General features: G+C 49.5%; 31 protein-coding genes. 19 read left to right on the forward strand and 12 right to left on the reverse strand.

Features of this window, described 5'->3' with window-relative positions; genetic code table 11:
- The first annotated feature begins 19 nt into the window (after nucleotides 1-19).
- The 6 genes from QFX30_RS07045 to QFX30_RS07070 all read left to right on the forward strand — a co-directional run bounded on the left by QFX30_RS07045 (nucleotide 20) and on the right by QFX30_RS07070 (nucleotide 6070).
- Nucleotides 20-1147 carry a glycosyltransferase family 4 protein gene (locus tag QFX30_RS07045; protein ID WP_300490116.1) on the forward strand — a complete coding sequence of 376 codons (1128 nt, stop codon included), beginning with the start codon at nucleotides 20-22 and terminating at the stop codon, nucleotides 1145-1147.
- 99 nt (nucleotides 1148-1246) lie between these two features.
- Entirely contained in the window at nucleotides 1247-1930 is a 684-nt protein-coding gene (locus tag QFX30_RS07050) for a heterodisulfide reductase-related iron-sulfur binding cluster (protein ID WP_300490119.1), read from the forward strand.
- The gene (locus QFX30_RS07055) at nucleotides 1927-3117 is read left to right on the forward strand and encodes an LUD domain-containing protein (RefSeq protein ID WP_300490121.1); all 1191 of its coding nucleotides are present in this window, start codon (nucleotides 1927-1929) and stop codon (nucleotides 3115-3117) included. The genes QFX30_RS07050 and QFX30_RS07055 overlap by 4 nt, the downstream gene beginning before the upstream one ends.
- Before the next feature lie 102 nt (nucleotides 3118-3219).
- Nucleotides 3220-3930 carry a (5-formylfuran-3-yl)methyl phosphate synthase gene (locus QFX30_RS07060; RefSeq protein ID WP_300490124.1) on the forward strand — a complete coding sequence of 237 codons (711 nt, stop codon included), beginning with the start codon at nucleotides 3220-3222 and terminating at the stop codon, nucleotides 3928-3930.
- Nucleotides 3931-3962: 32 nt separating this feature from the next.
- Entirely contained in the window at nucleotides 3963-5444 is a 1482-nt protein-coding gene (gene guaB, locus QFX30_RS07065; RefSeq protein WP_300490127.1) for an IMP dehydrogenase, read from the forward strand.
- Nucleotides 5445-5470: 26 nt separating this feature from the next.
- Complete coding sequence (locus QFX30_RS07070; RefSeq protein WP_300490130.1) at nucleotides 5471-6070, forward strand: molybdenum cofactor guanylyltransferase; 600 nt, start codon at nucleotides 5471-5473, stop codon at nucleotides 6068-6070.
- Here the strand turns inward: QFX30_RS07070 and QFX30_RS07075 are convergent.
- The 7 genes from QFX30_RS07075 to QFX30_RS07105 all read right to left on the reverse strand — a co-directional run bounded on the left by QFX30_RS07075 (nucleotide 6060) and on the right by QFX30_RS07105 (nucleotide 10725).
- Nucleotides 6060-6263 (reverse strand): pseudomurein-binding repeat-containing protein, encoded by a 204-nt coding sequence (locus QFX30_RS07075; protein ID WP_300490133.1) that lies wholly within the window; start codon nucleotides 6261-6263, stop codon nucleotides 6060-6062. The two genes, QFX30_RS07070 and QFX30_RS07075, sit on opposite strands and share 11 nt — an antisense overlap.
- Nucleotides 6264-6433: 170 nt before the next feature.
- Nucleotides 6434-7192 carry a hypothetical protein gene (locus QFX30_RS07080; RefSeq protein ID WP_300490136.1) on the reverse strand — a complete coding sequence of 253 codons (759 nt, stop codon included), beginning with the start codon at nucleotides 7190-7192 and terminating at the stop codon, nucleotides 6434-6436.
- 17 nt (nucleotides 7193-7209) lie between these two features.
- A complete protein-coding gene (cbiT, locus tag QFX30_RS07085) occupies nucleotides 7210-7776 on the reverse strand; it encodes a precorrin-6Y C5,15-methyltransferase (decarboxylating) subunit CbiT (protein ID WP_300490139.1) in 567 nt (188 codons plus the stop codon).
- Nucleotides 7777-7863: 87 nt separating this feature from the next.
- A complete protein-coding gene (locus QFX30_RS07090) occupies nucleotides 7864-8433 on the reverse strand; it encodes a UbiX family flavin prenyltransferase (RefSeq protein ID WP_300490141.1) in 570 nt (189 codons plus the stop codon).
- A 92-nt stretch (nucleotides 8434-8525) separates the two neighbouring features.
- Nucleotides 8526-9746: an HD domain-containing protein gene (locus tag QFX30_RS07095; protein ID WP_300490144.1), complete on the reverse strand. Its 1221-nt coding sequence runs from the start codon at nucleotides 9744-9746 to the stop codon at nucleotides 8526-8528.
- 10 nt (nucleotides 9747-9756) lie between these two features.
- Nucleotides 9757-10188, reverse strand: a complete 432-nt coding sequence (locus QFX30_RS07100) for a molybdenum cofactor biosynthesis protein MoaE (RefSeq protein ID WP_300490147.1) — start codon at nucleotides 10186-10188, stop codon at nucleotides 9757-9759.
- A 9-nt stretch (nucleotides 10189-10197) separates the two neighbouring features.
- A complete protein-coding gene (locus tag QFX30_RS07105) occupies nucleotides 10198-10725 on the reverse strand; it encodes a nicotinamide-nucleotide adenylyltransferase (RefSeq protein ID WP_300490150.1) in 528 nt (175 codons plus the stop codon).
- A 174-nt stretch (nucleotides 10726-10899) separates the two neighbouring features.
- Between QFX30_RS07105 and QFX30_RS07110 the strand changes: the two genes are divergently transcribed.
- From QFX30_RS07110 to QFX30_RS07125, 4 genes are all read left to right on the forward strand, one after another.
- The gene (locus tag QFX30_RS07110) at nucleotides 10900-12606 is read left to right on the forward strand and encodes an ABC transporter ATP-binding protein (RefSeq protein ID WP_300490153.1); all 1707 of its coding nucleotides are present in this window, start codon (nucleotides 10900-10902) and stop codon (nucleotides 12604-12606) included.
- Nucleotides 12607-12611: 5 nt separating this feature from the next.
- Nucleotides 12612-13163 carry a flavin reductase family protein gene (locus QFX30_RS07115; protein WP_300490156.1) on the forward strand — a complete coding sequence of 184 codons (552 nt, stop codon included), beginning with the start codon at nucleotides 12612-12614 and terminating at the stop codon, nucleotides 13161-13163.
- 9 nt (nucleotides 13164-13172) lie between these two features.
- Entirely contained in the window at nucleotides 13173-13568 is a 396-nt protein-coding gene (locus tag QFX30_RS07120) for a universal stress protein (protein WP_300490159.1), read from the forward strand.
- 102 nt (nucleotides 13569-13670) lie between these two features.
- Nucleotides 13671-13856, forward strand: coding sequence for a hypothetical protein (locus tag QFX30_RS07125; RefSeq protein ID WP_013295423.1), 186 nt, complete (start codon nucleotides 13671-13673; stop codon nucleotides 13854-13856).
- 54 nt (nucleotides 13857-13910) lie between these two features.
- Here QFX30_RS07125 and QFX30_RS07130 read toward each other — a convergent pair whose 3' ends face one another.
- Nucleotides 13911-14222, reverse strand: coding sequence for a pseudomurein-binding repeat-containing protein (locus QFX30_RS07130; RefSeq protein ID WP_300490162.1), 312 nt, complete (start codon nucleotides 14220-14222; stop codon nucleotides 13911-13913).
- 224 nt (nucleotides 14223-14446) lie between these two features.
- Between QFX30_RS07130 and QFX30_RS07135 the strand changes: the two genes are divergently transcribed.
- Nucleotides 14447-14770 (forward strand): hypothetical protein, encoded by a 324-nt coding sequence (locus tag QFX30_RS07135; protein WP_300490165.1) that lies wholly within the window; start codon nucleotides 14447-14449, stop codon nucleotides 14768-14770.
- A gap of 39 nt (nucleotides 14771-14809) precedes the next feature.
- On the opposite strand, the gene QFX30_RS07140 is transcribed toward QFX30_RS07135, so the two are convergent.
- A complete protein-coding gene (locus tag QFX30_RS07140; protein WP_300490168.1) occupies nucleotides 14810-15070 on the reverse strand; it encodes a hypothetical protein in 261 nt (86 codons plus the stop codon).
- A 614-nt stretch (nucleotides 15071-15684) separates the two neighbouring features.
- Between QFX30_RS07140 and QFX30_RS07145 the strand changes: the two genes are divergently transcribed.
- Genes QFX30_RS07145 through QFX30_RS07170 form a run of 6 tightly spaced genes read left to right on the forward strand, consistent with a single transcriptional unit; the run spans nucleotide 15685 to nucleotide 18999 of the window.
- On the forward strand, nucleotides 15685-15846 hold the full coding sequence (locus QFX30_RS07145; RefSeq protein WP_013295425.1) for a rubredoxin: 162 nt from the start codon (nucleotides 15685-15687) through the stop codon (nucleotides 15844-15846).
- An 11-nt stretch (nucleotides 15847-15857) separates the two neighbouring features.
- A complete protein-coding gene (gene rd / locus QFX30_RS07150) occupies nucleotides 15858-16019 on the forward strand; it encodes a rubredoxin (RefSeq protein ID WP_300479545.1) in 162 nt (53 codons plus the stop codon).
- On the forward strand, nucleotides 16020-17189 hold the full coding sequence (locus QFX30_RS07155) for an FprA family A-type flavoprotein (RefSeq protein ID WP_300490171.1): 1170 nt from the start codon (nucleotides 16020-16022) through the stop codon (nucleotides 17187-17189).
- A complete protein-coding gene (locus QFX30_RS07160) occupies nucleotides 17179-17697 on the forward strand; it encodes a ferritin (RefSeq protein ID WP_300490174.1) in 519 nt (172 codons plus the stop codon). Before QFX30_RS07155 ends, QFX30_RS07160 begins: the two co-directional genes overlap by 11 nt.
- 6 nt (nucleotides 17698-17703) lie before the next feature.
- Entirely contained in the window at nucleotides 17704-18390 is a 687-nt protein-coding gene (locus QFX30_RS07165; protein WP_300490177.1) for a peroxiredoxin, read from the forward strand.
- Nucleotides 18391-18999 (forward strand): superoxide dismutase, encoded by a 609-nt coding sequence (locus QFX30_RS07170; RefSeq protein ID WP_300490180.1) that lies wholly within the window; start codon nucleotides 18391-18393, stop codon nucleotides 18997-18999.
- Nucleotides 19000-19107: 108 nt separating this feature from the next.
- Here QFX30_RS07170 and QFX30_RS07175 read toward each other — a convergent pair whose 3' ends face one another.
- Entirely contained in the window at nucleotides 19108-19548 is a 441-nt protein-coding gene (locus QFX30_RS07175; protein WP_300490182.1) for a hypothetical protein, read from the reverse strand.
- Between the two features lie 208 nt (nucleotides 19549-19756).
- Between QFX30_RS07175 and QFX30_RS07180 the strand changes: the two genes are divergently transcribed.
- Complete coding sequence (locus QFX30_RS07180) at nucleotides 19757-21052, forward strand: phenylacetate--CoA ligase family protein (protein WP_300490273.1); 1296 nt, start codon at nucleotides 19757-19759, stop codon at nucleotides 21050-21052.
- A 14-nt stretch (nucleotides 21053-21066) separates the two neighbouring features.
- The gene (locus QFX30_RS07185) at nucleotides 21067-21498 is read left to right on the forward strand and encodes an ACT domain-containing protein (protein ID WP_300490185.1); all 432 of its coding nucleotides are present in this window, start codon (nucleotides 21067-21069) and stop codon (nucleotides 21496-21498) included.
- A gap of 25 nt (nucleotides 21499-21523) precedes the next feature.
- Here the strand turns inward: QFX30_RS07185 and QFX30_RS07190 are convergent, their stop codons facing one another.
- Both QFX30_RS07190 and recJ read right to left on the reverse strand, forming a co-directional pair.
- The gene (locus QFX30_RS07190) at nucleotides 21524-22318 is read right to left on the reverse strand and encodes a MarR family transcriptional regulator (protein ID WP_300490188.1); all 795 of its coding nucleotides are present in this window, start codon (nucleotides 22316-22318) and stop codon (nucleotides 21524-21526) included.
- Nucleotides 22315-23712, reverse strand: a complete 1398-nt coding sequence (recJ, locus tag QFX30_RS07195) for a single-stranded-DNA-specific exonuclease RecJ (protein ID WP_300490191.1) — start codon at nucleotides 23710-23712, stop codon at nucleotides 22315-22317. The genes QFX30_RS07190 and recJ overlap by 4 nt, the downstream gene beginning before the upstream one ends.
- Nucleotide 23713: the final 1 nt, after the last annotated feature.

Raw genomic sequence — 23713 nt, forward strand, 5'->3', positions numbered from 1 at the left:
CCACATTTCAGTGATTGATATGAGAATATGTATCGTGACAGAGTACTTTCCAGCAGGTGAGAAACTCGACATAAGGGGCGGTGCAGAGGCCTGCGCATTCAACGAGGCCCTTAAATTATCAGAGAAGCATGATGTGACGGTCCTAACCTCAAGGACACCTGAAAATTCTGATGGATACACCAGGGGAAACATGGATGTCATCTGCTGTGGTCCCATGAGGTCCTATGTTCAGGCAGGCTCCATATGTGAGAGGCTCTCATTTATGCTTTCAGCCTACAGGGAGGGCCTGAAACTTGAACCTGACGCTGTTATAGGGTACAACTTCATAACACATCCTGTGGCCTGGATGATAGCAGGGAAAACGAATGCGAAGGCCCTGGCACGTTACCATGATGTCTGGATTGGTGAATGGATCAAAAATATTGGTTTTTCAGGAATACTCGGTGAGATACTTGAAAGATACACCCTCTCAAGGAGGTTTGACAGGATAATAGCGGTGTCAGAGTACACCGCGGGGAAGATACTTGAGAGGTACCCCTGGCAGCGTGTCTCGGTCGTCCACAACATGGTGGACTTCAGTCCGCCGCTGGTTGAGAAAACCATCAGCCCATCCATTGCATGTGTTTCAAGACTCGTTGAATACAAGAGAGTGGGGGATCTCATAAGGGCGGTTTCGGTTCTCGCAGAGGAATTCCCTGATCTGAGGTGCAGGATAATAGGTACGGGGCCACTGGAGGGGGAGCTCCGGGACCTTGTGGCTGAACTGGGGGTGGATGATAGGGTTGAGTTTCTTGGGTTCGTGGAGGAACATGAGGATGTCCTGAGGGTTATAGCGGAGTCCTGGGTCTTCTGCCTTCCAAGTGTGGTTGAGGGTTTTGGCATAGTTGTTGTGGAGGCAATGGGCTGCGGGACACCCTTCGTGGCTTCACGGATACCACCTGTGATGGAGGCAAGCAGTGAGATGGGTGGGCTCTTCTTTGAACCCTGCAACTGGAGGGACCTGGCAGATAAACTCCGAACCCTTTTATCTGACAGGAAACTCCACGGAAAACTCACAAAGGAGGCATCGGATGTTTTCAGGGATTACAGTGCAGATTCAATCGGGAAAAAACTTGAGGAAATCCTGAAAGAGGTTACAGGTCTCTGATCTTTTCTTGAAATGATAAAATCTACTTCTAAATCAGAGGACATCTCTTTTTCTGAAAACTCCAATATATTAAATAGAGTCGTTGGCATAACTGATATCATGGTTATCTATTTCAGGGGATGTCTTGCAAGGGAGAGGCTCACAGAAATAGAAAGGGCCACAGAGAAAATCCTCCAGACAGCAGGGCTTGAATACATGGTTATGGATGATGAAACGTGCTGTGGATCAGTACTCCTTAGAACAGGATTTCTGAAGGACGCTGAAAGGCAAATTAAGAGGACAGGGAAGATGCTCCAGGGAAGGGAAGTTATCGTATCATGTGCTGGATGTTACCGGACACTCAACGAGGACTACAGGAGGATGGGCTACAGCATAGGGGTGAAGCACATCTCACAGGTTATCCTTGACCTTGTAGATGCAGGGGACATTGAATTTGATAAAACCGCCCTGAGGGTGACATACCATGACCCCTGCCACCTATCGAGGCACACAGACGAGAAGGACGCCACCAGGGAGATTTTAAAGGTGTTTACAGATTTCAGGGAAATGGAACACCATGGGAGGGACTCAAGGTGCTGTGGCGCCGGGGGTGGCTTGAGATCAGCCCACAGGGACATATCAGCCAGGATTGCGTCATCACGCATAGATGAGGCTGAGAGGACAGGGGCAGATATACTCTGCACATCCTGCCCATTCTGCCGCCTGAACCTTGAATCCACATCCATGAGGGTAATGGACATAACAGAGCTTCTATCTGAAATTATCAGGGAGGATAAAGGTTGAACGATGATGAAATCCGTCAGATGAGGATATCCTTCAGCAAACTTGACGAGAGGCGTACTGGACTCCTTGACACACCAGAACTTGATGGACTGAGAGATAGGGTGGCGGGGATACGTGATCTGGCAGTTGAGAAAATGGAGGAGCTCCTGTCAGAGGCACAGAGACGATTCAGGGATAACGGCGTTGAGTTCCATCTTGCAGAGGATGCAGATGAGGCCTGCAGGATAATTCATGAGTCACTTGATGGGGATACTGTTGCAAAGTCCAAATCCAACACCCTATCTGAGATAGGTCTTTCTGATTATCTCCGAAGGAAGGGTGTGAGGGTCATTGAGACTGATCTGGGGGATCGGATACTTCAGCTTGCCGGAATTAAGAAACCAGCACATCCTGTTGGACCGGCACTTCACCTGGGAGTTTCTGAAATAGCTGGGATAGTAAGGGATAGGCTGGGGGTTGATATTTCAGATGATCCATATGAGATAATGGCGGCTGTAAGGGAGGATATCCTCAGCAAAATCGAATCCTGTAACACGGGAGTGACAGGGGCAAATTCCGTTGCAGCACATGATGGAGCGGCTGTGATAGTCCACAATGAGGGTAATGTGGGAAGGCTATCCCTCATGGACACCCACATACTAGTATTCGGGATAGATAAGTTTGTACCTGAAATAGAGGATGCGGTGTCAGTGGTGAAACTCGAGACCGCCTATGCGACAGGTACAGGGGTCCCCACCTATATAAATGTGATCTCAGGACCATCAAAGACCGCAGATATAGAGAAGATGCTACTCAGGGGCATGTACGGGGCATCAAGGGTAATTGCAGTTGCAGTGGATAATGGCAGATCCTCAGCTTATCCTGAGGCCCTCCTCTGCATAGGCTGCGGTAGCTGTATAGTGAGCTGTCCGGTTTACAATGCTGTTGGGAACAGGTTCGGGTACAGGGGTTACCTTGGGGGTAGGGGCGTTGTTATGAGTTCCTTCCTTGCTGATAGGGAAACAGCGGTTGAATCAGGACTCTACATGTGCACCCTCTGCGGTCTCTGCACAGAGAAGTGTCCGGTGGGGACGCCAACAGCCTCCCTCATGGAGAGGCTGAGGGGGGAGTGCAATGCCGCAGGCCTCTATCACAGGTCACATCGGGGGGTGGCTGAGAGGATAAAAAGAAGGGGTTCACCACTCTGAAAAGAAAGGTATAAAAGGGTGCTGTTCTAGATAAATTAAAAAAATTATCATGTAATGTTTCTTGGGATATCATTCCATAATTTTTACCAGGAGGTTATTGGTTTGCTTCTATTGATAAGTCCAGTTAACACAGAGGAGGCACTTGAAGCCATAGAAGGCGGTGCAGACATAGTTGACGTTAAGAACCCCCATGAGGGATCTCTTGGGGCTAACTTCCCATGGGTTATCCGCCGGGTCAGGGAGATGACACCCGATGAGATGCTTGTGAGCGCCACCCTGGGTGATGTGCCCTACAAGCCAGGGACAGTGGCGCTGGCAGCCATGGGGGCCCTTGTATCAGGTGCAGACTACATAAAGGTCGGCCTCTACGGGACAAAAAACTATGAAGAGGCGGTTGATGTCATGAAGAACGTTGTAAGGGCGGTTAAGGATGAATCCGACGCAATCGTAGTTGCAGCTGGCTACGCCGACGCCCACCGTGTGGGTGCAGTGGATCCAATGGAGATACCCCGCGTCGCCGCAGATTCAGGGGCTGACCTTGCAATGCTTGACACCGCTGTGAAGGATGGTAAGTCACTTTTTGATTTCATGGACATGGAACGGCTGGAATCATTTGTCTCAGAAACCAGGGACCATGGACTGAAATCCGCCCTTGCAGGGTCCGTTGGAAGGGAGCACCTCAAACCACTCTATGATATTGGATGTGATGTGGTCGGCATAAGGGGTGCCGCATGTGTTGGCGGAGACCGCAACACCGGCAGAATTCACAGGACAGCTGTGAGGGAGCTCAAAGAACTGATAGAAAGCTTCTAAAATAACCCTGGCGGCCTCTCAGGTGGTTTATAATGTACACGAAAAAGTTGAGGGAAGCAGAAACCGGTTACACATTTGATGATTTTCTCCTTCTTCCCCAGGCATCATATGTGGAACCAAAGGATGTGGAGACATCTGGAAGGGTCTCAAGAAATATCAGGCTCAAGATACCCATAATAAGCTCTGCGATGGACACCGTTACAGAGTATGAAATGGCTATCGCAATGGCTCAGGAGGGCGGAATGGGTGTTATCCACAGGAACATGAGCATCAAGGACCAGGTGGAGCAGGTCAAGAAGGTCAAGAGGTCAGGTGACCTCACAATAAGGGATGTTATAACCATATCACCGGACTCCACCCTCAGGGAGGCCCATGAGATAATGGATCAGGAGGAGATCAGCGGGCTGCCCGTGGTTGAGGATGGAATACTCATAGGTATAATAAGCCGGAGGGACATTGAGCCCATATTTAACTCCGAGGCCGACAGAAAGGTTGACCAGGTGATGACAAGGGATGTCGTCACGGTTGATGAATCTGTAACCCCATCAGAGGCCCTTGACATAGCCTACGAGAACAAGGTTGAAAGGCTCCCTGTTGTGAAGGACGGGAAGATCGTTGGTATACTCACCATGAAGGACATACTTGAGAGGAAGAGGTACCCCAATGCATCAAGGGACAGTGAGGGTTACCTCATGGTTGCAGCAGCCACAGGACCATTTGACCTTGAAAGGGCCCATGCACTTGATGAGGCAGGGGCAGATATACTGGCAATTGACAGCGCCCATGGACACAACATGAACCTTGTTAAGAGCGCCGGGAAAATGAAGAGGGAGATAGACGCGGACCTAATAGTGGGTAACATCGCAACCAGGGAGGCTGCAGAGGACCTCATCGCACAGGACGTTGATGGCCTCAAGGTTGGTATAGGTCCCGGGTCGATGTGCACCACCAGGATAATTGCAGGTGTGGGTGTGCCGCAGCTCACCGCCATAGCAGAGGTGGCTGATGTGGCAGCAGAGTACGATGTTCCTGTGATCGCCGATGGTGGTATAAGGTACTCAGGGGATATTGCAAAGGCAGTGGCTGTTGGGGCGGACTGTGTCATGCTCGGGAACCTACTTGCAGGTACCTATGAGGCCCCAGGGGACGTTGTTGTTATGAATGGCCGTAAGTACAAGCAGTACCGTGGAATGGGGTCCCTGGGTGCAATGACAGGCGGCATAGGCGCTGGGACAGACAGGTACTTCCAGGAGCCCAAGGGGCACATGAAGCACACCAAGGTCGTCCCTGAGGGTGTTGAGGGGGTTGTCCCCTATAGGGGAACTGTTAGTGAGGTCCTCTTCCAGTTAATCGGAGGTCTCAGGGCCTCAATGGGATACTGTGGTGCCGCAAACCTCAGTGAGATGAAGGAGAAGGCGAAGCTTGTAAGGATAACCTCAAGCGGTATAAAGGAGAGCCACCCCCACGACCTCCTCATAACCAATGAAAGCCCCAACTACCCCACACTTAAATAAATCATTTTCCTGAAATTTCAGATCCAATGAAGAACCGTGAACTGAACGCCGCTGTGGTACTATGCGGGGGAATGGGCAGGAGGATGGGGTCAGATAAGGGCCTTCTTGTGATGGATGGAAGGACCTTCATTGAGATCATAACAGATAAGCTGCTGGAGTATTTCAGTGAGGTTACCGTGGTCTTCCGTGACAGCACGCAGGCAGGTAATTACAGGGATCTTCTCGATTCCAGTATCAGAGTCCTCACAGATGAGGTGCGGGGTGTTGGCCCGTTGGGGGGTATATTCACTGCCCTTGGAAGAATATCAGGTTCCGCGGCACTCTTTCTCCCCTGTGACTCTCCTCTTGTTACCAGCGAATTCCTCCTTAATATGAAGGATGCCTTCAGGATGATGGGGGATAGGTGTGATGCCATTGTACCCTGCAGGGATGGTCTACCCGAGCCGCTACACTCAATCTACTCGGTAAAAATAAGGGACCATATAGAGTGTCTGCTCGCCAAAAATGAAAGGAGAGTTGGGGTCCTCCTTAACTCCATTGAATCCTGCCCCATAGACGCTATCAGGCTGGATCCAACCCTTCGGACTTTCAGGAACTTCAACCGCCCGGAGGACCTCAGGATCTGATATCCACAGTGCGGGGATTCCTTCCCATCTCAAGAACAAACTTGTTTACCCTCTCGATCATGTCGATGTAGTGTTCTTTGCGGATTTTCTTCCCATCGACGAGGGCATATTCCGGTAAAGACCCGTACAGATTCTTAAATTCAATTATCTCATTAACCATTTCCCTATACTGCTCAAGGGTCAAACGTTCCATGGATACCAACCATTGGAGTTTTTCTATAATCTCTCCGTTATAATATATAAGCTATACGATTTTATTTTCAAAACAAGCCATTATTAAAAATTTAAATCAAAATATGAATACATGTGTATCTTATTCCTCTTTATGGCCCTGTGCCAGGGTAAATTCTAAAACTGTGATCATCATTCAAGAATCTCCACCCTCGCATCCCTGTTGAAGGGGTTCTTCCTCACGGCAAGTGAGAAGAGATAGGGGTAGTTTTCACTGAGGTGTTCCATGTATCCCAGCCACTCTGACACAACTGCAGAGTAGGCCCTCTGGAGGTCACCGGCCAGGTGCTCATAGTCTGTGGGAGGTAGAGATGAGAGGTCCTCTCGCGCCTCAAGTTCCTCCATGAGATGAAAAACAGCCCAGAGCATGTCTGTGAAGCTTTCATGCTCAAGTAGATTGGGGTTTTCAAGAAGCCCCAGTAGAAACTTCCTACGGGACGTTAGGAAAACTCTGAGGTACTTGAGGAGTTCAACACTTTCAGGGGACCCCAGCTTAAAATCAAATTCGCATCCCCTTATCTCACTGAGCATTCCCTTAAAGTCATCTGGACTCCATGATGCATCTATCTTAAGTTTTGATGCAATCCTATCTTTATTTGACTCAAATGGAGATACGCTCTTAAGGAATTCGGTGCCCACCTCACTGAAGAACGCCCCCACGACCATGTTGAGTTTCTCGAGTCTCTCAACAAGTTCCCGCCGGGATATGGCGGCCTCCACGATTATAACGACTATCAGAATTTCCAGGGGCACAAATGCAAGGTCTATACCGATATAGAAGAGTTCAGTCTCTGGCTTATGGAATATGAGGTATAGGAGAAGGTAGATGGAGGCTGATACAAGTACAAGCAGAATCCCCAGCCTGAATTTCCAGTTTAGCCTTGAGTTCATATCATCACCTGAGAATCTTAATCTGAATTCTCCGTGTAAATCACTGCGATGGGGTTCTTTGAAACCATCATGGTCCCCCTTTCAAGTACACGGCCCCTTTTTATGCTCAGCTCGGTTATGTTAACATTGAATCCAAGCTCCCGCAGGCACTTCACGGCCTCGCATCTTGTCTCAAGGAGTATTGCTGTTATAAGGATCCTTCCACCATCTCTAAGTTTATCTGTAACCACTTCAAGTATTTCCCCAAGTCTACCGCCGCTTCCCCCGATCACGGCAATGTCCAGTGCATCAATTTCAGAGAGGGCTTCCACTGCATCACCACATATCAGTGTGACGTTATCCCCCAGTCCATGCTTTTTAAGGTTCATCTCTGTTGTTGAAATTGCATCGGGGCTTTTATCAATTGCATAGACCCTTTCAGCCCTCCTTGAAAGTTCAAGGGTCACTCCACCCGTTCCACACCCCACATCAACCGCGATGTCCCCTTTCCGGGGATCTGCAAGGCACATAAGGAGGCACCTCACCTCCATGGCTGTTGGTCCCGGTACAGAGGGGTTCTTTATGAATTCATGGTCAGGTATCAACTCACACCACCGTTGCACTCACTTTAAGACCTTTTCATATCCTCACTTTTCTGTGAATAAGTGCATTGTGAACATGAAGTACCGGCTTTAAGGCCTTTTCATGTCCTCACCGCTCCACCTTCTGAAGAGTTCATTCTCTATCCCCAGGACGTCCAGCACCTTACCAGCTATGAAGTCGGCGATTTCCTCTATTGATGATGGTCTGTGGTAGAATCCGGGCATGGCAGGGAGTATTATACCCCCCTCCCTTGAAACCCTCAGCATGTTTTCAAGGTGCACACTTCTAAGGGGGGTCTCCCTTGGCACAAGGACCAGTTTACGCCTCTCCTTGAGGCACACGTCAGCGGCCCTTGTGAGTGCATTGCCTGCATATCCGTTGGCTATCGCTGATAGGGTCTTCATTGTGCATGGTGCTATGACCATGGCACTGAAACTGGAGGAGCCACTGTTAACTGCTGATGTGAAGTCATCAGAATCAAAGCACTCATCAGCCATCTCCTCCAGGGTTTCAGGGTCTCTTCCAAGTTCGTATCTGATTATATCACGTGCAGTATCGGTTATCATGAGTCCAACATTTACCCCGGCGTCCTTCAGGGCCCTGAGTATTCTATCCCCGTAGATAACGCCACTTGCACCTGTCATTGCCAGTATTATCATCTGATCACTTCTGAGTGTTTTATGGATGATCATCTTTATGAGAATTCATCTGAATCTTGGCTGATTTCATGTTAATCATAATCGAGTATTATTTATCTGAATTTAAGGTAATCAGGTACCGTGAGTCGGAGCTGCCGGGGGTGTGCTGGTCTTCTCTCGGGGAGATCCATGTAGTCGTGGAGGCTGAATTCCCTGAATGCCTCGGCGGATTCGCGGGGCACGTAGACACAGATATCTGCATGGTTGAACCTCGCCTCCTTCAGCGCCCCCACGAGGCTTGAGATATGACTCAGGTTCACGATGGAGTCCCCCACAGAAACCTGGGTCCTCATCTCATCAAATGCAGGGTACTCGGGAAGGTTGACCACAACATAATCAGGGTCCAGGTCCATATCCTCTGCGATCTCCCTCTCGGCCTTTCTTATCTCAGCATCTGTGATCCTGAATACCCTCTGGGGGTCCTCTAATTCATTGAGCTTTACAGAGTCCACCGTCTTGAGGAGGTCACGGTTATCCAGTCTCCTTATCATATCACCTGCAAGGCCCTCCTGTTCCCTGCACATGACGATGAGGTCCATGTCGTCATACCGGTATATCCTGGACTCATCGAGCACCCCCTCAGATATGAGGCTCCGGAGGCACCTCCTGAACATGGAGTTCACGATCCTCGTGGTGTGGTGCTGGTAGACGCTGGGGTACATGAAGTACCTTGCAAGCAGGGCGGACTCTGCGGCCTGAACACCCTTCCTGTCAAGAACAAGGTCGTTCTCCATCTTCATATTGTATATCAGCCTTTCAACGTCTATTATACCGTAGGCCACCCCTGTGTAGTGGGAGTCCCGCAGAAGGTAATCCATCCTGTCAACGTCAAGCTCCCCATTGATCGCCTGTCCAAGGACACCCTCACCCCTCAGTATCCTCATAACCTGTTCAAGGTCGAACTCCTCTGATATTATCTCACCGAGCACAGATTCCCTTATGAGTTCCCTTGTGAGGCTCTCATGGGACCTTTCAAGGACGCCCTCTGATACATGTGAGAATGGACCGTGACCCACGTCATGGAGGAGGGCGCAGAGCCTCAGTATACTCTTCTTTTCAGGTCCAAGGTTGAGGTGCTCTGCCAGCCTCGATGCCAGGTACATGGCCCCTATGGAGTGTTCGAACCTTGAATGGTTTGCCCCGGGGTATATCAGATTCGTGAATCCCAGCTGCTTTATCCTCCTGAGCCTCTGAAACTGGGGTGTGTCAACAACCCTCACCTCAAATTCGGTGAGTTTAAGGTTACCGTGGACGCTGTCCCTTATGAATTTCATTTTAAGACTCCTAGCCGCCTGACATGATAACGTTCCTGCCGCTCGTGGTGTACTCCTCCTTTCTGAAGTCTATTTCGTATTTTGTCCTCTCGATTATCTCCTGGAGGGCCTCAAGGGTTTCCCCGCGGTGGGGTCCTGCAACCGCAACCATGAAGAGGGTCTCAGATACATAGAACTCCCCGACGTAGTGCACAACGGCCACGTCCCTCACAGGGTACTTCTCCATCACATCCTTTACTATCCCCTCCAGTTCCCTCTGGGCCTTTTCAATGTCAGGTGTTGTCAGTATGAGTTTCTCTGTCCTCTCATCATCAACACCACGGACGATGCCCTCAAAGGTGAACACTGCTCCGCATTCATCAAGGTAGGGGCTCTTCTTCACATGTTCCAGGAGGTCATCCATTCTGAAGGCCTCCTTTTCATCTGTCACCATGACCATCATCTCTGACACCTACACCAGTTCACTAACTTCCTTTTTTGCAAGGTGTTTTATTCTTTCAACACCATTTATCTCCTCTATAACCTCAACCACTGAGTCTGGAAGGAGTGAGCGCCAGTCACCATCATCCAGCATCCTCCGCCTCACCTCTGTCCCTGAGTACCTGTCCCTGTAGAACAGTGGGGGTGCGGTCACCTCATAGCCGTCCTCACTGAAGAGCCGCTGGACAAGGGGGTTTCCACTGTATACCCTGTCAAATGGGGGTGTCAGCATCTTTATATGTGCAACCCAGAGGGCGTTGCACTCTATATCCTGGACGGGTATGATATAGTAACTTGATGCAGGGATACCGTTCTCACTGAGTGCCTTGGTCAGCATCATCACCCTCTCACCGGCTGTGAAGGGGTCCCTGAGGCTGTGGCTCAGCTGGGCGCTCCCGATACATATTATGAGTTCATCAACCTCCCTGAGCACCCTCTTTATAACCTGGAGGTGTCCCCGGTGGAATGGCTGCATCCTTCCAACCAGTAATCCCCTCATTCATATCACCGCATAAAGGTTATTATGTCAGTAAAACTATTAGAACTATAGTGGTTCTAGTATATATTCATGGCAGCACGTTGCTGTAACGATTGAAATTTCCACTGGCAGTTTTTCAGGCACTGCCATGATCTGGTATCCATTGAACCTTGAAGGAATGGTTGCGGTGATGCAATGATAAGGGTGGAGAACCTGACAAAGACCTATAAACTTGAGAATGGAGATGAATTCAGGGCACTTTCTAATGTTAACCTTGAGGTTTCTGAGGGGGAAATACTGGGAATACTTGGAATGAGTGGCTCAGGTAAGACAACACTTCTGAGGATCCTGAGGGGTGTTGAACCCTTCGATTCAGGGAGGATCACCCTGGATGATGTAACCGTTGAGGCTGATTCAGGACAGTACTACTTCTCAAAGCTCAAAAAGAAGACTGCAATCCACCTCCAGAGGTCATTTGGTCTCTGGTCGGAGACCGCCCTTCAGAATGTCATAAGGAAGCTGTACGCTGCAAAATATGGTGACGAGTCCATGACGGACTTTGACTTCGCCTATGATGAATTCGGTGAGGAGGCAATGGAACTACTCAGGGTGGTTGGACTCGACCACAAGGCCGATCACTTTGCACCTGTCCTCAGCGGTGGCGAGAAGCAGAGGCTCATAATGGCCAGGCAACTTGCAAAAAAACCCAGGGTACTCCTTCTTGATGAACCCGCAACCATGTCATGCCCGGGGACGAAGCAGGAGATACTGGATGCCATAAAGAACATCAACAGGGAACTGGGTGTCACGGTGGTGCTGGTCTCACACCTGCCTGAGGTCCACGAGTACCTTGCAGACCGCCTGGTTCTGATGGAGGACGGGCGCATCGTTGATGAGGGGGAACCCGGGAGGATCATAGAGAGGTTCATGGGGGACATTGAGCCCCCGGTTGACTATACACCCCCCAGATCAGAGAGGGAGATCCTCAGGGTCAGGAACCTGGCCAAGAGGTTTGTACTCCTCAAGGGAGGGGCAGTCCTTGAGATGAGGGATGTTAACCTTGATATCAGGGAGGGTGAGATAGTATCCATAATAGGGCCCAGTGGAGCCGGCAAGACGGTGCTCCTGCGGATGATAGGGGGCCTGGACCTTCCTGATGAGGGTACGGTGGAGTTCAGGCTTAACAGTGAATGGGTTAACATGCATGAACCTGGCGTTAAAAGGATGGGCGTAAGGAGGAAGATGGGTTTCATGCATCAGGAGTTTGCCCTTGTACATCATGCCACCATAAGGAGTCAGATAGCCTCAAGGCTTGGTGTTAAAGGTGAACATGTTGTTGCAGAGGCAAGGAAGAGGGCCGAGGAGCTTGGGATAAGTGATATGGTCCTTGATGTGCTCTACCAGCTCACGGATCTTCCTGAAACAGAGGCCCGCTACAGGCTTGAGAAACTTGGCCTCTCACCTGAGATACTTGAGGAGCTATTCCCGAGTTTCCCTGACAGTGAGGTTAAGAAGTATGCTGAGCCCATATTCAGGGCCCTGGACCTCCCTATGGACATACTTGACAGGAAATCCTATGAACTCTCAGGTGGTGAGCGGGTGAGGGCGACCCTTGCCCTTGTCCTTGCATCAAGGCCCGATGTCCTTGTCCTTGATGAGCCTTTCGGGGACCTTGACCCCATAACACTCAGGATGGTTTCAAATTCCCTCAGGAGGATCAACATGGAGTTCGGGACAACCATAATCATGGTGAGTCACCATGTGGATTTCATAAGGGAGCTCAGCACAAGGGCTGTGATGGTTGAGGACGGCCGTCTTGTAATGGACGGGGAACCAGATGGCCTCTGCGACGAGTTTGTTGAAAGGAGTCATGCAAAATACCTTCAGAGGGTTAAGGGGTGATATAGGTGGAATTTGAGAATTTTCCTGTTGAGAATGCACACAGAATACTTACTCCAAGGCCAACGGTCATTGTAACAACGGTGGATGGGGATGGGAATATAAATGCGGCCCCATTTTCCTTCACCATGCCTGTATCAATTGACCCCCCAATTGTGGCCTTTGCATCTGCACCGGACCACCACACTGCAGTGAATGTTGAGGACACCCATGAGTTTGTACTTAACATAACGCCGGTGGATATAATTGATGAGATGTGGATAACCGCCAGGGATCTCCCGGCGGGTGAGAATGAACTTGAGGCCGCGGGTCTTAACTGGATTCCATCGGAGAGGGTTAAGCCCCCCAGGATAGCAGAGGCGGTTGCGCACCTTGAATGTGAACTCCTCAGGATGTGTGAGGTTGGCGACCACAACCTCATAGTGGGCTCAGTTGTTAATGCATCGGTCTGCTCCGGGTGCATAAGGGATGGGCTCCTTGATGTTGAATCGGTTAAGCCGGTCCTCCATGTGGGTGGCACAGTTTTTGTTGTGGGGGATCATGTGAGGCGGATTGAATAGGTGGTTGTGATGTTTGAGAGGATCATGGTCCCAACAGATGGTTCAGAGTATGCAGCAAAGGCTGAGGACCTTGCCATTGAACTTGCAGGTCGCCTGGGGTCTGTGGTGGTTGCTGTGCATGTTATCGATGAGAAGCTGATCTACCCCTTCGATGTCCTTGAGGAGGAGGGAAAGGAGATCCTGGCGGCTGTGCAGAGAAAGGGCAGGGATGCCGGTGTCCAGGTGGATGAGGTCCTGGTATTTGGGAGCCCGGCTCATGATATGAAGAAGATAGCTGAGAAGACAGGGGCGGATCTCGTGGTTATCGCATCCCATGGGCGTTCAGGTCTTGAGAAGCTTCTCATGGGTAGCGTGGCTGAGACCACCCTCAAGACGGTTGAGGTACCGGTACTACTTGTTAAATAAAACTCCTCTTTTTTTGCTCACCGAAAGGTATATATAAAGGGTATATCATTATCTGATATATCAAAATTTGATATATAATATTTCGATGTATGAGGTGTTATGTTGAGAAGAGTGTTTAGAGGAATCCGGGAGTACCTTACAGACTGGAAGAACCTGTTAACCCATACTGTGGTGGGTGTGCTTATACTTGCAGTGGCGGTTTATGCCCCTGTAAGTCCCTATGTGAGGATGGGTTTTGTTGGGTGTGTTGTGGGCTTCAATGTGGTGAGGATGAAGTATTTTGACTGAAAAAATTAACATTTTCTTATTATTTTATGATAAAAAAATGTAAAAATGGGTTTTTTAGATACTCACGTAGCTGGGGAGTCTTTTGTAGGTTCCATAAAATCCCAGGACTTTGCTGTAGAGGTAGACGAGTCTTTTGAAGGGTATTTTCCCATACTTGGTTGTTGCGTATTTGGGTGCCGTTCCGTATCTGTTTATTGAGTTTCTTATGGTGATTGCTGTGGATATATAAAGTGATTTTGAGAGTCTGATTGATCGGGTGGTTTCTGTTGAGCCCGCATAGCCTACGTTTCGTGTGCTGAGTGGTTTCAGGTTGCCTGCGTTGATCTGGATGGTTGCACGCACAAGGAGGTCCAGGAACTGTGCCATTGTGAATTTCCTGAGATTGTCACTGAAGATGGGAGTCTTTTGTAAAGCACGTAGTATCTTCTGACCCAGTTTGCAGTTCCTGCGAGCTGGTTTATTGTTATACCTGCAGTTACCGGTTTGGGTGGGAGTGTGCCGATGGTTACGTTGTAGGTTCCGGGTTGGGTGATTATTAGTGTAAATTCGATTGTTTTTGTTTCTCCGGGGTTTAGGGTGGTTGTCTGGTTTTGTATGGATCTCTGGTTTACCTTGAGGGTTGCTGTGTAGTTGCCGTAAGTTCTCCTGTGTTGATGATTCTGGCTTTAATCCTGATGTTCAGTGGTGTTATTCCGGTTGTGGGTGTGACTGTTAAGTTGCTTAATTGGAAGGTTGCTGGTTTCAGGCCGACTGGGACTGTGGTGTTTACTGTTTCGTTGTCAACTCTGGAGTATACTGTGGCTATCCCCTTGGTGTTGAGGCTGGTTAGTGTTGAGGTGGCAGTGCCGTCTGTGAAGTTTGTGTCGTCTATCGAGCCGAGGGTTGTGGAGAAGTTTGCGGGACCTGTGTACTAGATTAATCCTTCAGATGGATCATGCAGCGCTCCCTTACTGTCATGGTGGAGGTCTGCGATTAATCTGTGATGTTCCACCTGTGGGGACGGTGCCGGGGTTGGCATTGATGCTCAGGACGATCCATGGGTTGTATGTTACACTTCCTGAGACGAGGATTGAGAAGTCTGGAGTGTTGGAGCCCCACCAGTTGAATCGGGCATCCACAGCACTATTATCTGTGCAGACATTCACACCTGTCTGGTCAGGGTTGTTGAATATCCTGCAGCATGATTTTAGCTGGCTCGGGGCGATTAAGCACAATACTTACAATTATTGCTGTGATCTATTTCGAAGCTTTCTACTTCTACATCAAGCAATTAAGCACAATACTTACAATTATTGCCCCACCAAGGATGCTCTGTTGTTGGTGATTGTGGTGTTTTGTATGGTTACTGTGGAGTAGTCTACGGCTATTACTCCTCCATTGCCTGATGTGTTATTAATGAATAAGCAGTTTTTGATGTTTAGGTTTACATTTGATGTGTATTGTCCATCCAAAGTAGGTGAATACACTGGCCGTGCCAGAAAAGGCTATTGCAATAAGACCCAGTAAAATTAAAGGAAGATATCTTTTCATTTAAATCAACTCTGAGTCTTGCTTATACCTTTGGTACAATTTATATATCGTTTTGGGAACTACTAAAGTTTTTTATAAACCTTCAAATTTAACAATATTAGAAGGATTTTTTCGTTGAATTTTTAAACCATGTTACTGTTCAACAATTTATTTAGTTTTCTCTACCTCTTAATGGATCTTCCTGAGGGAGGCAATTTGATGATTTAAGGATTCTCATGGAAACATTATAGATAATTTTAAATTTTTAAAGAGTAATAATAATATAGTGTCCCTAAAATTGAAGAGAAAGGTGTTAAACTTGAAAAGATACAAATGCAGGGTTTGTGGATACATCTACGACCCTGAGAAGGGCGAACCAAGGACAGACACACCACCAGGAACACCGTTTGAGGACCTCCCTGAAACATGGAGGTGCCCGTCATGCGGTGCAAAGAAGAAGATGTTCAAACCACTTGACTGAGAGGTGAATAAATGGACAAATACGTCTGCCAGATGTGCGGATATATCTACGACCCTGAAGAGGGAGACCCCACATCAGGGATAGAACCCGGAACACCCTTTGAGGACCTCCCCGACGACTGGGTATGCCCTGTATGTGGCGTTGGAAAGGACCAGTTCAAGAAGATGGATTAAATGAAAGCCAGAAAAATTGCAGATGGGGTTTACTACACCGGTATCATTGACTGGGACCGGAGGACCTTTGATGAGCTTGTAGCCCTCCCAAGGGGCACAAGCTACAACTCGTACATCGTCTCTGGAAGCAGTGCCACGGCACTCATTGATTCTGCAGAGCCCTCAAAGAGCAGTGAATTCCTGGGGATCATAAAGGAAATGGAAACTGACATCGATTACATAATCTCCCAGCACGCAGAACAGGACCACTCAGGTACAATCCCGGAACTCCTTGACATGTACCCTGACGCAGAGGTCCTGGGGACGCCTGCCTGCATTGAACTCCTCAGGGAACTTTTAAGGATCGATGGAAACTTCAGGGCAGTTAAGGATGGCGAGACACTCTCACTGGGTGATAAAACGCTGAGGTTCATTGTAACACCCTGGGTGCACTGGCCTGATACCATGGTAACCTACCTTGAGGAGGAGCGGATACTCTTCACCTGCGACTTCTTTGGATCACACCTTGCAACATCTGACATCATGGAGGTGCCTGAGGGTTTCCTGAGGGAGGCCAAGAGGTACTACGCCCATATCATGATGCCCTTCAGCCAGATGGTCACATCCAACCTCAGGAAGATCTCGGACCTTGACATATCCCTCATAGCACCATCCCATGGCCCCCTAGTATCCATGCCCGACCTTATAATGGATGCATACCGGAGATGGACCGCAGGGGGCAGTAAAACGGTGATCGCCTATACCACCATGCATGGAAGCACAGGGATCATGGTTGAGAGACTCACAGAGAAGCTCATGGAACTCGATGTGAGTGTAAGACCCATCAACGTTGCAGAAACGGATACAGGGGAATTCCTCACGGAACTCGTGGATGCATCGGTTCTGGTTGTCGCATCACCCACGGTGCTCACAAGGCCCCACCCGGCAGTTGCATCGGCACTCTACCTTGTGAATGCACTGAGACCCCCGGTGAAGCACATTGCACTGATGGGATCCTACGGATGGGGGACACTCATTGAATCCGAGGTCAAGGGTCTGCTATCCAACCTGAACGTGGAGTACCTTGAACCAGTCCTTGTGAAGGGCCTTCCACGTGAGGAGGACCTTCAGAGGATAGATGAACTTGCCATTCAGATAAAGGAAATAGGGGGTGAATTAAATGGTAAGTGAAAGGATGCAGGAGGCCCTCAACAGGCAGCTCAACGCTGAACTCTACTCAGCATACCTCTATCTTTCAATGGCCGCCTACTATGAGGCCTCTGACCTCCCGGGATTTGCAAACTGGATGCGTGTCCAGGCCCAGGAGGAACTTGCACACGCAATGAAGTTCTACGACTACCTTGTCCAGAGGGGTGCAAGGGTCGTGCTTGAGGAGATAGAGAGACCACCATTCGAGTGGGAGTCCCCACTGGAGGTATCCAAGCATGTCCTGGAACATGAGAGGAAGGTCACAGGACTCATAAATGACCTCGTTGACCTTGCAATCTCAGAGAGGGACCATGCAACCAACAATTTCCTCCAGTGGTTCGTGGCAGAACAGGTTGAGGAGGAGGAATCCGCGGGTTCAGTGCTCCAGAAGGTGCGCCTTGCATCGGATTCACCAAGCGGCCTCCTCATGCTCGATGCGGAACTTGGAAAGAGGGTTTACAACCCACCAGCAAGTGAGAAGGGGGAATAGTTTATTATGGGGGAGAAGGTATACGAAGTCAGAAAGGTGAAGAAGAAGGGGCGCGGCATGCCCCTCATAGGGGATAAATTCCCTGAAATGGAGGTCCAGACAACCCATGGGATGATGAAACTCCCTGATGAATTCAAGGGGAAATGGTTCATACTCTTCAGCCACCCTGCAGACTTCACACCTGTCTGCACAACAGAGTTCGTGGCGTTCCAGGAGGTCTACCCTGAACTGAGGGAACTTGACTGTGAACTTGTGGGCCTCAGCGTTGACCAGGTCTTCTCACACATCAAGTGGATCGAATGGATAGAGGAGAACCTTGATACAGAGATCGAGTTCCCTGTGATAGCGGATACAGGGAGAGTCGCGGATACCCTTGGACTCATACACCCTGCGAGGCCCACAAACACTGTGAGGGCGGTATTTGTGGTTGACCCTGAGGGGATAATCAGGGCGATACTTTACTATCCACAGGAACTTGGAAGGAACATCCCTGAGATCGTGAGGATGATACGTGCCTTCAGGGTCATAGATGCCGAGGGTGTCGCTGCACCTGCAAACTGGCCCGATAACCAGCTCATCGGTGACCATGTGATAGTCCCACCGGCATCTGATATTGAAACCGCCCGGAAAAGGAAAGAGGAATACGAATGCTATGACTGGTGGCTATGCCACCGCAGCATAGGTGGTGATTAGATGGAGAAAAAATTCTATGAACTCCCTGAACTCCCATACCCCTACGATGCCCTTGAACCATACATATCAGAGGAGCAGCTGAGGATACACCATGAGAAGCACCATCAGGCCTACGTGGATGGGGCCAATGCCATCCTCAGAAAACTCGACGATGCCCGGGAGAATGACGAGGAAGTTGACATCAAGGCGGCCCTCAAGGAACTCTCATTCCACGTTGGGGGCTATGTCCTGCACCTATTCTTCTGGGGTAACATGGGACCCGCAGATGAGTGCGGTGGGGAACCAGGTGGACGGCTTGCAGAGTACATAGAGAGGGACTTCGGAAGCTTTGAACGCTTTAAAAAAGAGTTTTCTCAGGCTGCTGTCAGTGCAGAGGGATCAGGCTGGGCTGTGCTCACCTACTGCCAGAGGACCGACAGGCTCTTCATAATGCAGGTTGAAAAGCACAATGTCAACGTGATACCCCACTTCAGGATCCTCATGGTCCTTGATGTATGGGAACACGCCTACTACATTGACTACAGGAACGTGAGACCCGACTACGTTGACGCATTCTGGAACATCGTAAACTGGAAAGAGGTCGAAAAACGCTTCGACGACCTCTTCTAATAAATTTTTTAGAAAAATTTTCTATTTCTTAACCTTGGTTCATTCACGATATGAACGACTGATTAAGGTATATAAAGTTGATTAAATCAAGAAACAGGATTTATGAATTTATATGGTGTCCTGTTTCATCATGACACCCTCAATTGATGAGAGGACCCCAAGTATAAAAGTGGTTGCACCTACTAAAAAACGAAATATGCCGTTGGAGTGCCATAAAAGGATACCTCCTAAGAGGGAGAAGAGTATGCCTTCTGCTATTATTAGCAATCTAGGGTTTCTCTTTCTGTAAATAATAGCCAGTATAAGGATTATTGGCAGAATCAGTGTTACGAATGTTAATAACCATTCCACGTGTCCACTCATCCTATCAGTGACATCAACTGTGGATACGTAGAGGAGGATTAGAAAGATACTCCCCTCCAGAACAGGAACAGTGGGCCCACTTTTCATGGCCCTTAATTCTCCGCCACATTCGCATGTGTAGTCTTCAGGGTTTTCATCATCTTTTAGAGTGTATTCGTGGCCACACTCCTTACATTTAACCTTCAATTCAACACCCCCACATTTATTGAAAACTTTTATTCCCTGAAAGTTTATATGATATCACTCTGGAGAAAAGACCTGCGCTGGCACCATGCTGTATTATTATTGGAAGTATAAGTATGTCAATAGCGGATTAAAGTAGACAAAGAGACCAACATTTATTTTTAGAGCACCATAAACATCTAAGAGTTACACTGATTCGGGAATGATTCAGATGATCTGGAACAGGGAAATGGAATGTATAAGCAGGGAGGAACTGGAGGAACTTCAGCTTAAAAGACTTCAGGACACAGTAAGGAGGGCATATGAAAACGTACCCTACTACCATGAGGCCTTCGAGAAGGAGGGCGTGTACCCCGAGGACATAGAGTCACTGGACGACATCACAAGGTTACCCTACACCACCAAGGACGACCTCCGCAAGGTCTACCCCTTCGGGATGTTCGCTGTCCCCAGGAAGGAGATAGTGGAGGTCCACACATCCTCAGGAACCACAGGAAAACCCGTTGTCTCAGGGTACACCAGGGAGGACATAGAGATATGGAGTGAGGTTATGGCAAGGGGCCTCACAATGATGGGCCTCACAGAGGATGACGTCATCCAGAACACCCACGGCTACGGCCTCTTCACAGGAGGATTCGGGGTCCACTACGGCGCCCAGAAGATCGGGGCAACCGTTATCCCCATCTCAACCGGACAGACAAGAAGGCAAATAGAGATAATGAAGGACTTCGGGACAACGGTCATGATATTCACCCCATCCTATGGCCTCTACCTCTCCGAGGTTGCAGCTGAGGAGGGCTTTGACCCTGCCGAATCCCAGTTAAAGGCCATAGGATTCGGGGCTGAGATGTGGACAGAGGAGATGAGGGCCGAGATAGAGAGGAGGTTCAATGCACCGGCCTTCAACATATACGGTCTCACTGAAATCATGGGGCCAGGGGTTGCAATGGAGTGCAGTGAGAAGAATGGCCTTCACGTTGCAGAGGACCACTTCTACCCTGAGATCATAGATAAGAACGGTGAAAGGGTCGGCCCAGGTGAAAGGGGGGAGCTGGTACTCACAACACTCACACGGGTGGGGATGCCGGTTATAAGGTTCAGGACAAAGGATATAACCTCAATAGACTATGAGCCCTGTGCCTGTGGCAGGACCCTTGCAAGGATCTCAAGGATCACAGGTAGAGTCGATGACATGCTCAAGGTCAGGGGAGTTTCAGTGTTCCCATCACAGATAGAGAAGGCGCTCCTCCGCATAGATGGTATTGAGCCCCACTACCAGATAATAGTGACAAGGCCCCACCTCATGGATGAACTTGAGGTGAGGGTGGAGACCTCCCCTGAACTCTTCTCAGATGACATCCGGCAGATGGTGGAGACCAGGGACCGGATCGAGGAGTTCATAGAAAACGAGATAGGCCTGAGGGTTAAGGTGACCCTGGTTGAACCAGGAACGATACCAAGGAGTGAGGGGAAGGCAGTAAGGGTGATAGATAAGAGGAACCTTTAAAATATGGTGATACCATGAGGGTTAAGCAGATATCAATATTTCTTGAAAACAAGAAGGGAAGGCTCTGGAAGGCACTGAGTACACTTGCGGAGGCAGGTATAAACCTGAGGGCCCTATCACTTGCAGATACATCAGAATTCGGGATACTCAGGCTCATAGTACCTGAACCTGAACGCGCGGCAGATGTGCTTGAGAAGAGTGGCTTTGTTCTTAAGCTGAAGGACGTCGTCGCAGTTGAAATGGATGACAGACCAGGGGGCCTTGCCTCAATCCTCGGGGTCCTCAAAGACTATGACCTGAACCTTGACTACATATACGCATTTGTCCATGAAAAAAAGGATAAGGCGATACTCTTCATGAGTACAGAGGACCTGGATGCCCTTGAAGAGGCCCTGAGGGATGCCGGGATCCGGATGGTTCCACCAGAGGAGGTATACTCCCTCTGAGTGGAATATTCAACTGGGCTGGGGTCTACTCCCCCTTAACCCTGACATCCTCAACCGAGTACTCTATGCCCTCCTCTTCCAGTTTCTTTGTTATACTTCTGCTCATCTTACCAACTGCAAGTACGAGGACATTGAGGCCCCTCTTTGCGGCTGCAAGGGCAGCATGGGGGGTTGCAAATTCAAAATCAACATTTAAGTTTAACCTGGTCGCCACGGCCCTTGAAACTGTCCCCATTATTCCTATCCTGTCCTGGCCATGGGTGAGTTCCCTTATCCTTTCAAGGTCCGCTGCCCCTGAACCGCCCTCGGATATCGCCGGAAGAACTGCGATGGTCACCTTTCCCCTCTGGAGGGGTATGGTGCCGCTGAGTTCCGTGAGGGCTACATCCTCGCCCTCTGATGCACCTTTCATGACTATGGCGTGGGCCTCACCATTGGTCCTCCTCCGGGCGTATAGGACGCCGTCGTCCATGAATAGTTCCACTTCATCACCTGCGTTGAGGTCCTCCCAGGCGATGGCTGGCCAGATGGATTTGTAGGAACTCATGTACTCCAGGACCTCATCGGCGTATTGCCTGAGGCTCACCGCGGCACTCTTGAGCTTCTCACCACCCTTCCTTGTTATCTTGTAGTGGGACCTTCCACTTCCTGCCTCCACAAGGCCCTCTGCTATGAGGCTCTTTATGTTCTCAGACACTGCCTGGACCGTTATTCCCAGTTCATCTGCTATATCCCGTTGCCTCACATAGGGCTGACGCCTTGCTATCTCACTCAGCACCTGGAACCGTGTAAGTTCACCCTTCTTCCTGAAAGCCTTCATCCATTCACCTTCACCTTTTCTATGGCCCTGTTAAGGAGTCTTAGGAATTCTCCCTCATTTTCAGAGGGTATATATGCTCCGCAGGCAGTGGCATGACCACCACCACTACCCCCCACCTTCTCCGCCACCATCTGCATGATTGAACCGAAGTGTATGCCGTCAAATGCCAGGAGGCGGGAGCACCTAAGTGAAACCTTGAGCCCATCACCGGTTTCAGCAAGTCCTATCATGGGCCTCCTCCAGTCACCGTAACCCAGGAGCATACCGGCAACAGTACCCACCACTGCGGGTTTCACCTCCCGGGCATGGAAGTACTGGAGGTTATCCATATCCCTTATGAGTTCCTCCTCCATTATCCTGTCGAGAGTGACTGCCAGGTAGAGCCGGTGTTCCCTTAGGACATACTCGAGTTCCTCCAGTTTTTCATGGCGATCACCCCCGATGATATCCATTGCAAGCTTCCACTTTGAGTTCCGGTTACAGGCGTTAACTGCGGTTGAGAACTCTGAGAGGTCCCTGAATACTGTGTACCTCTCCTCTGATCTTAACTCGTAGACCTCACCGAGTATGAGCCGGGGGAGGTATTTATGGTACCTCCTTGGGACCTCGTTGACCATCATACGGTATATCTCGTTGAAGAGTTTCCTTTTCTCGTCATCTGTAAGGTCACAGAGCCTCCTCTGGGTTTCACCATTTTTCAGGGGTATTCCCAGGTTCTTAAGCCTTGCTATGCACTCGTTGGTATTGTTTGTTGTTGGCAGGGTGACATCCCCGAAGTATGAGAGGGCACTTACGATGGACCTGGTGTGTCTACCGTAGATTGTAAGGTCACTGCAGCACTCAACCGCACCCTCCCTTATACTGTCCTCCAGGATCAGCCGGTTGGCCCCAATCATCTTACCGGTCATGATGTTCTGCATGTCACCCACCGCGGCAAGGAGGCCCATCCAGCTGAGATCCGTGTATCCGAACTGCCTTGCAAGTAGATATGATAGTCCACCACCTGAGATGCTGGTTGAGCCATCCATTCCATAGAAGATGGGATTTATTTCAAGGAGCTCACCACGTGGAGGTTCAAAGTTCCTCTTTCGCACGGGGGGGTGGTGGTCAAGTATTAAAACACGGGAGCCCTTTTTCATGTTTTCATGGACCATCTGTCCGGATCCAAGGTCACTGAACACTGTTAGATCCGGGTCATGGTCAACCTCAGGGACCTCATTGATGTTGATTATATTGATCTCATGTTCCTTCCCGAGACCCTCAAGGAGTTGGCTGAGGATGGTTGCCGCTGTTATACCATCACAGTCTGTGTGGCTGTAGACTGTAATCGTCTCAGCCTCATCAATCAGTTTACGGCCCCTTCTGAGCGCACCTTCGAGTTCGTTCATGTTCATT

Source organism: Methanothermobacter sp. (assembly GCF_030055435.1).
In the GTDB taxonomy this organism is placed as follows: Archaea; Methanobacteriota; Methanobacteria; order Methanobacteriales; family Methanothermobacteraceae; genus Methanothermobacter.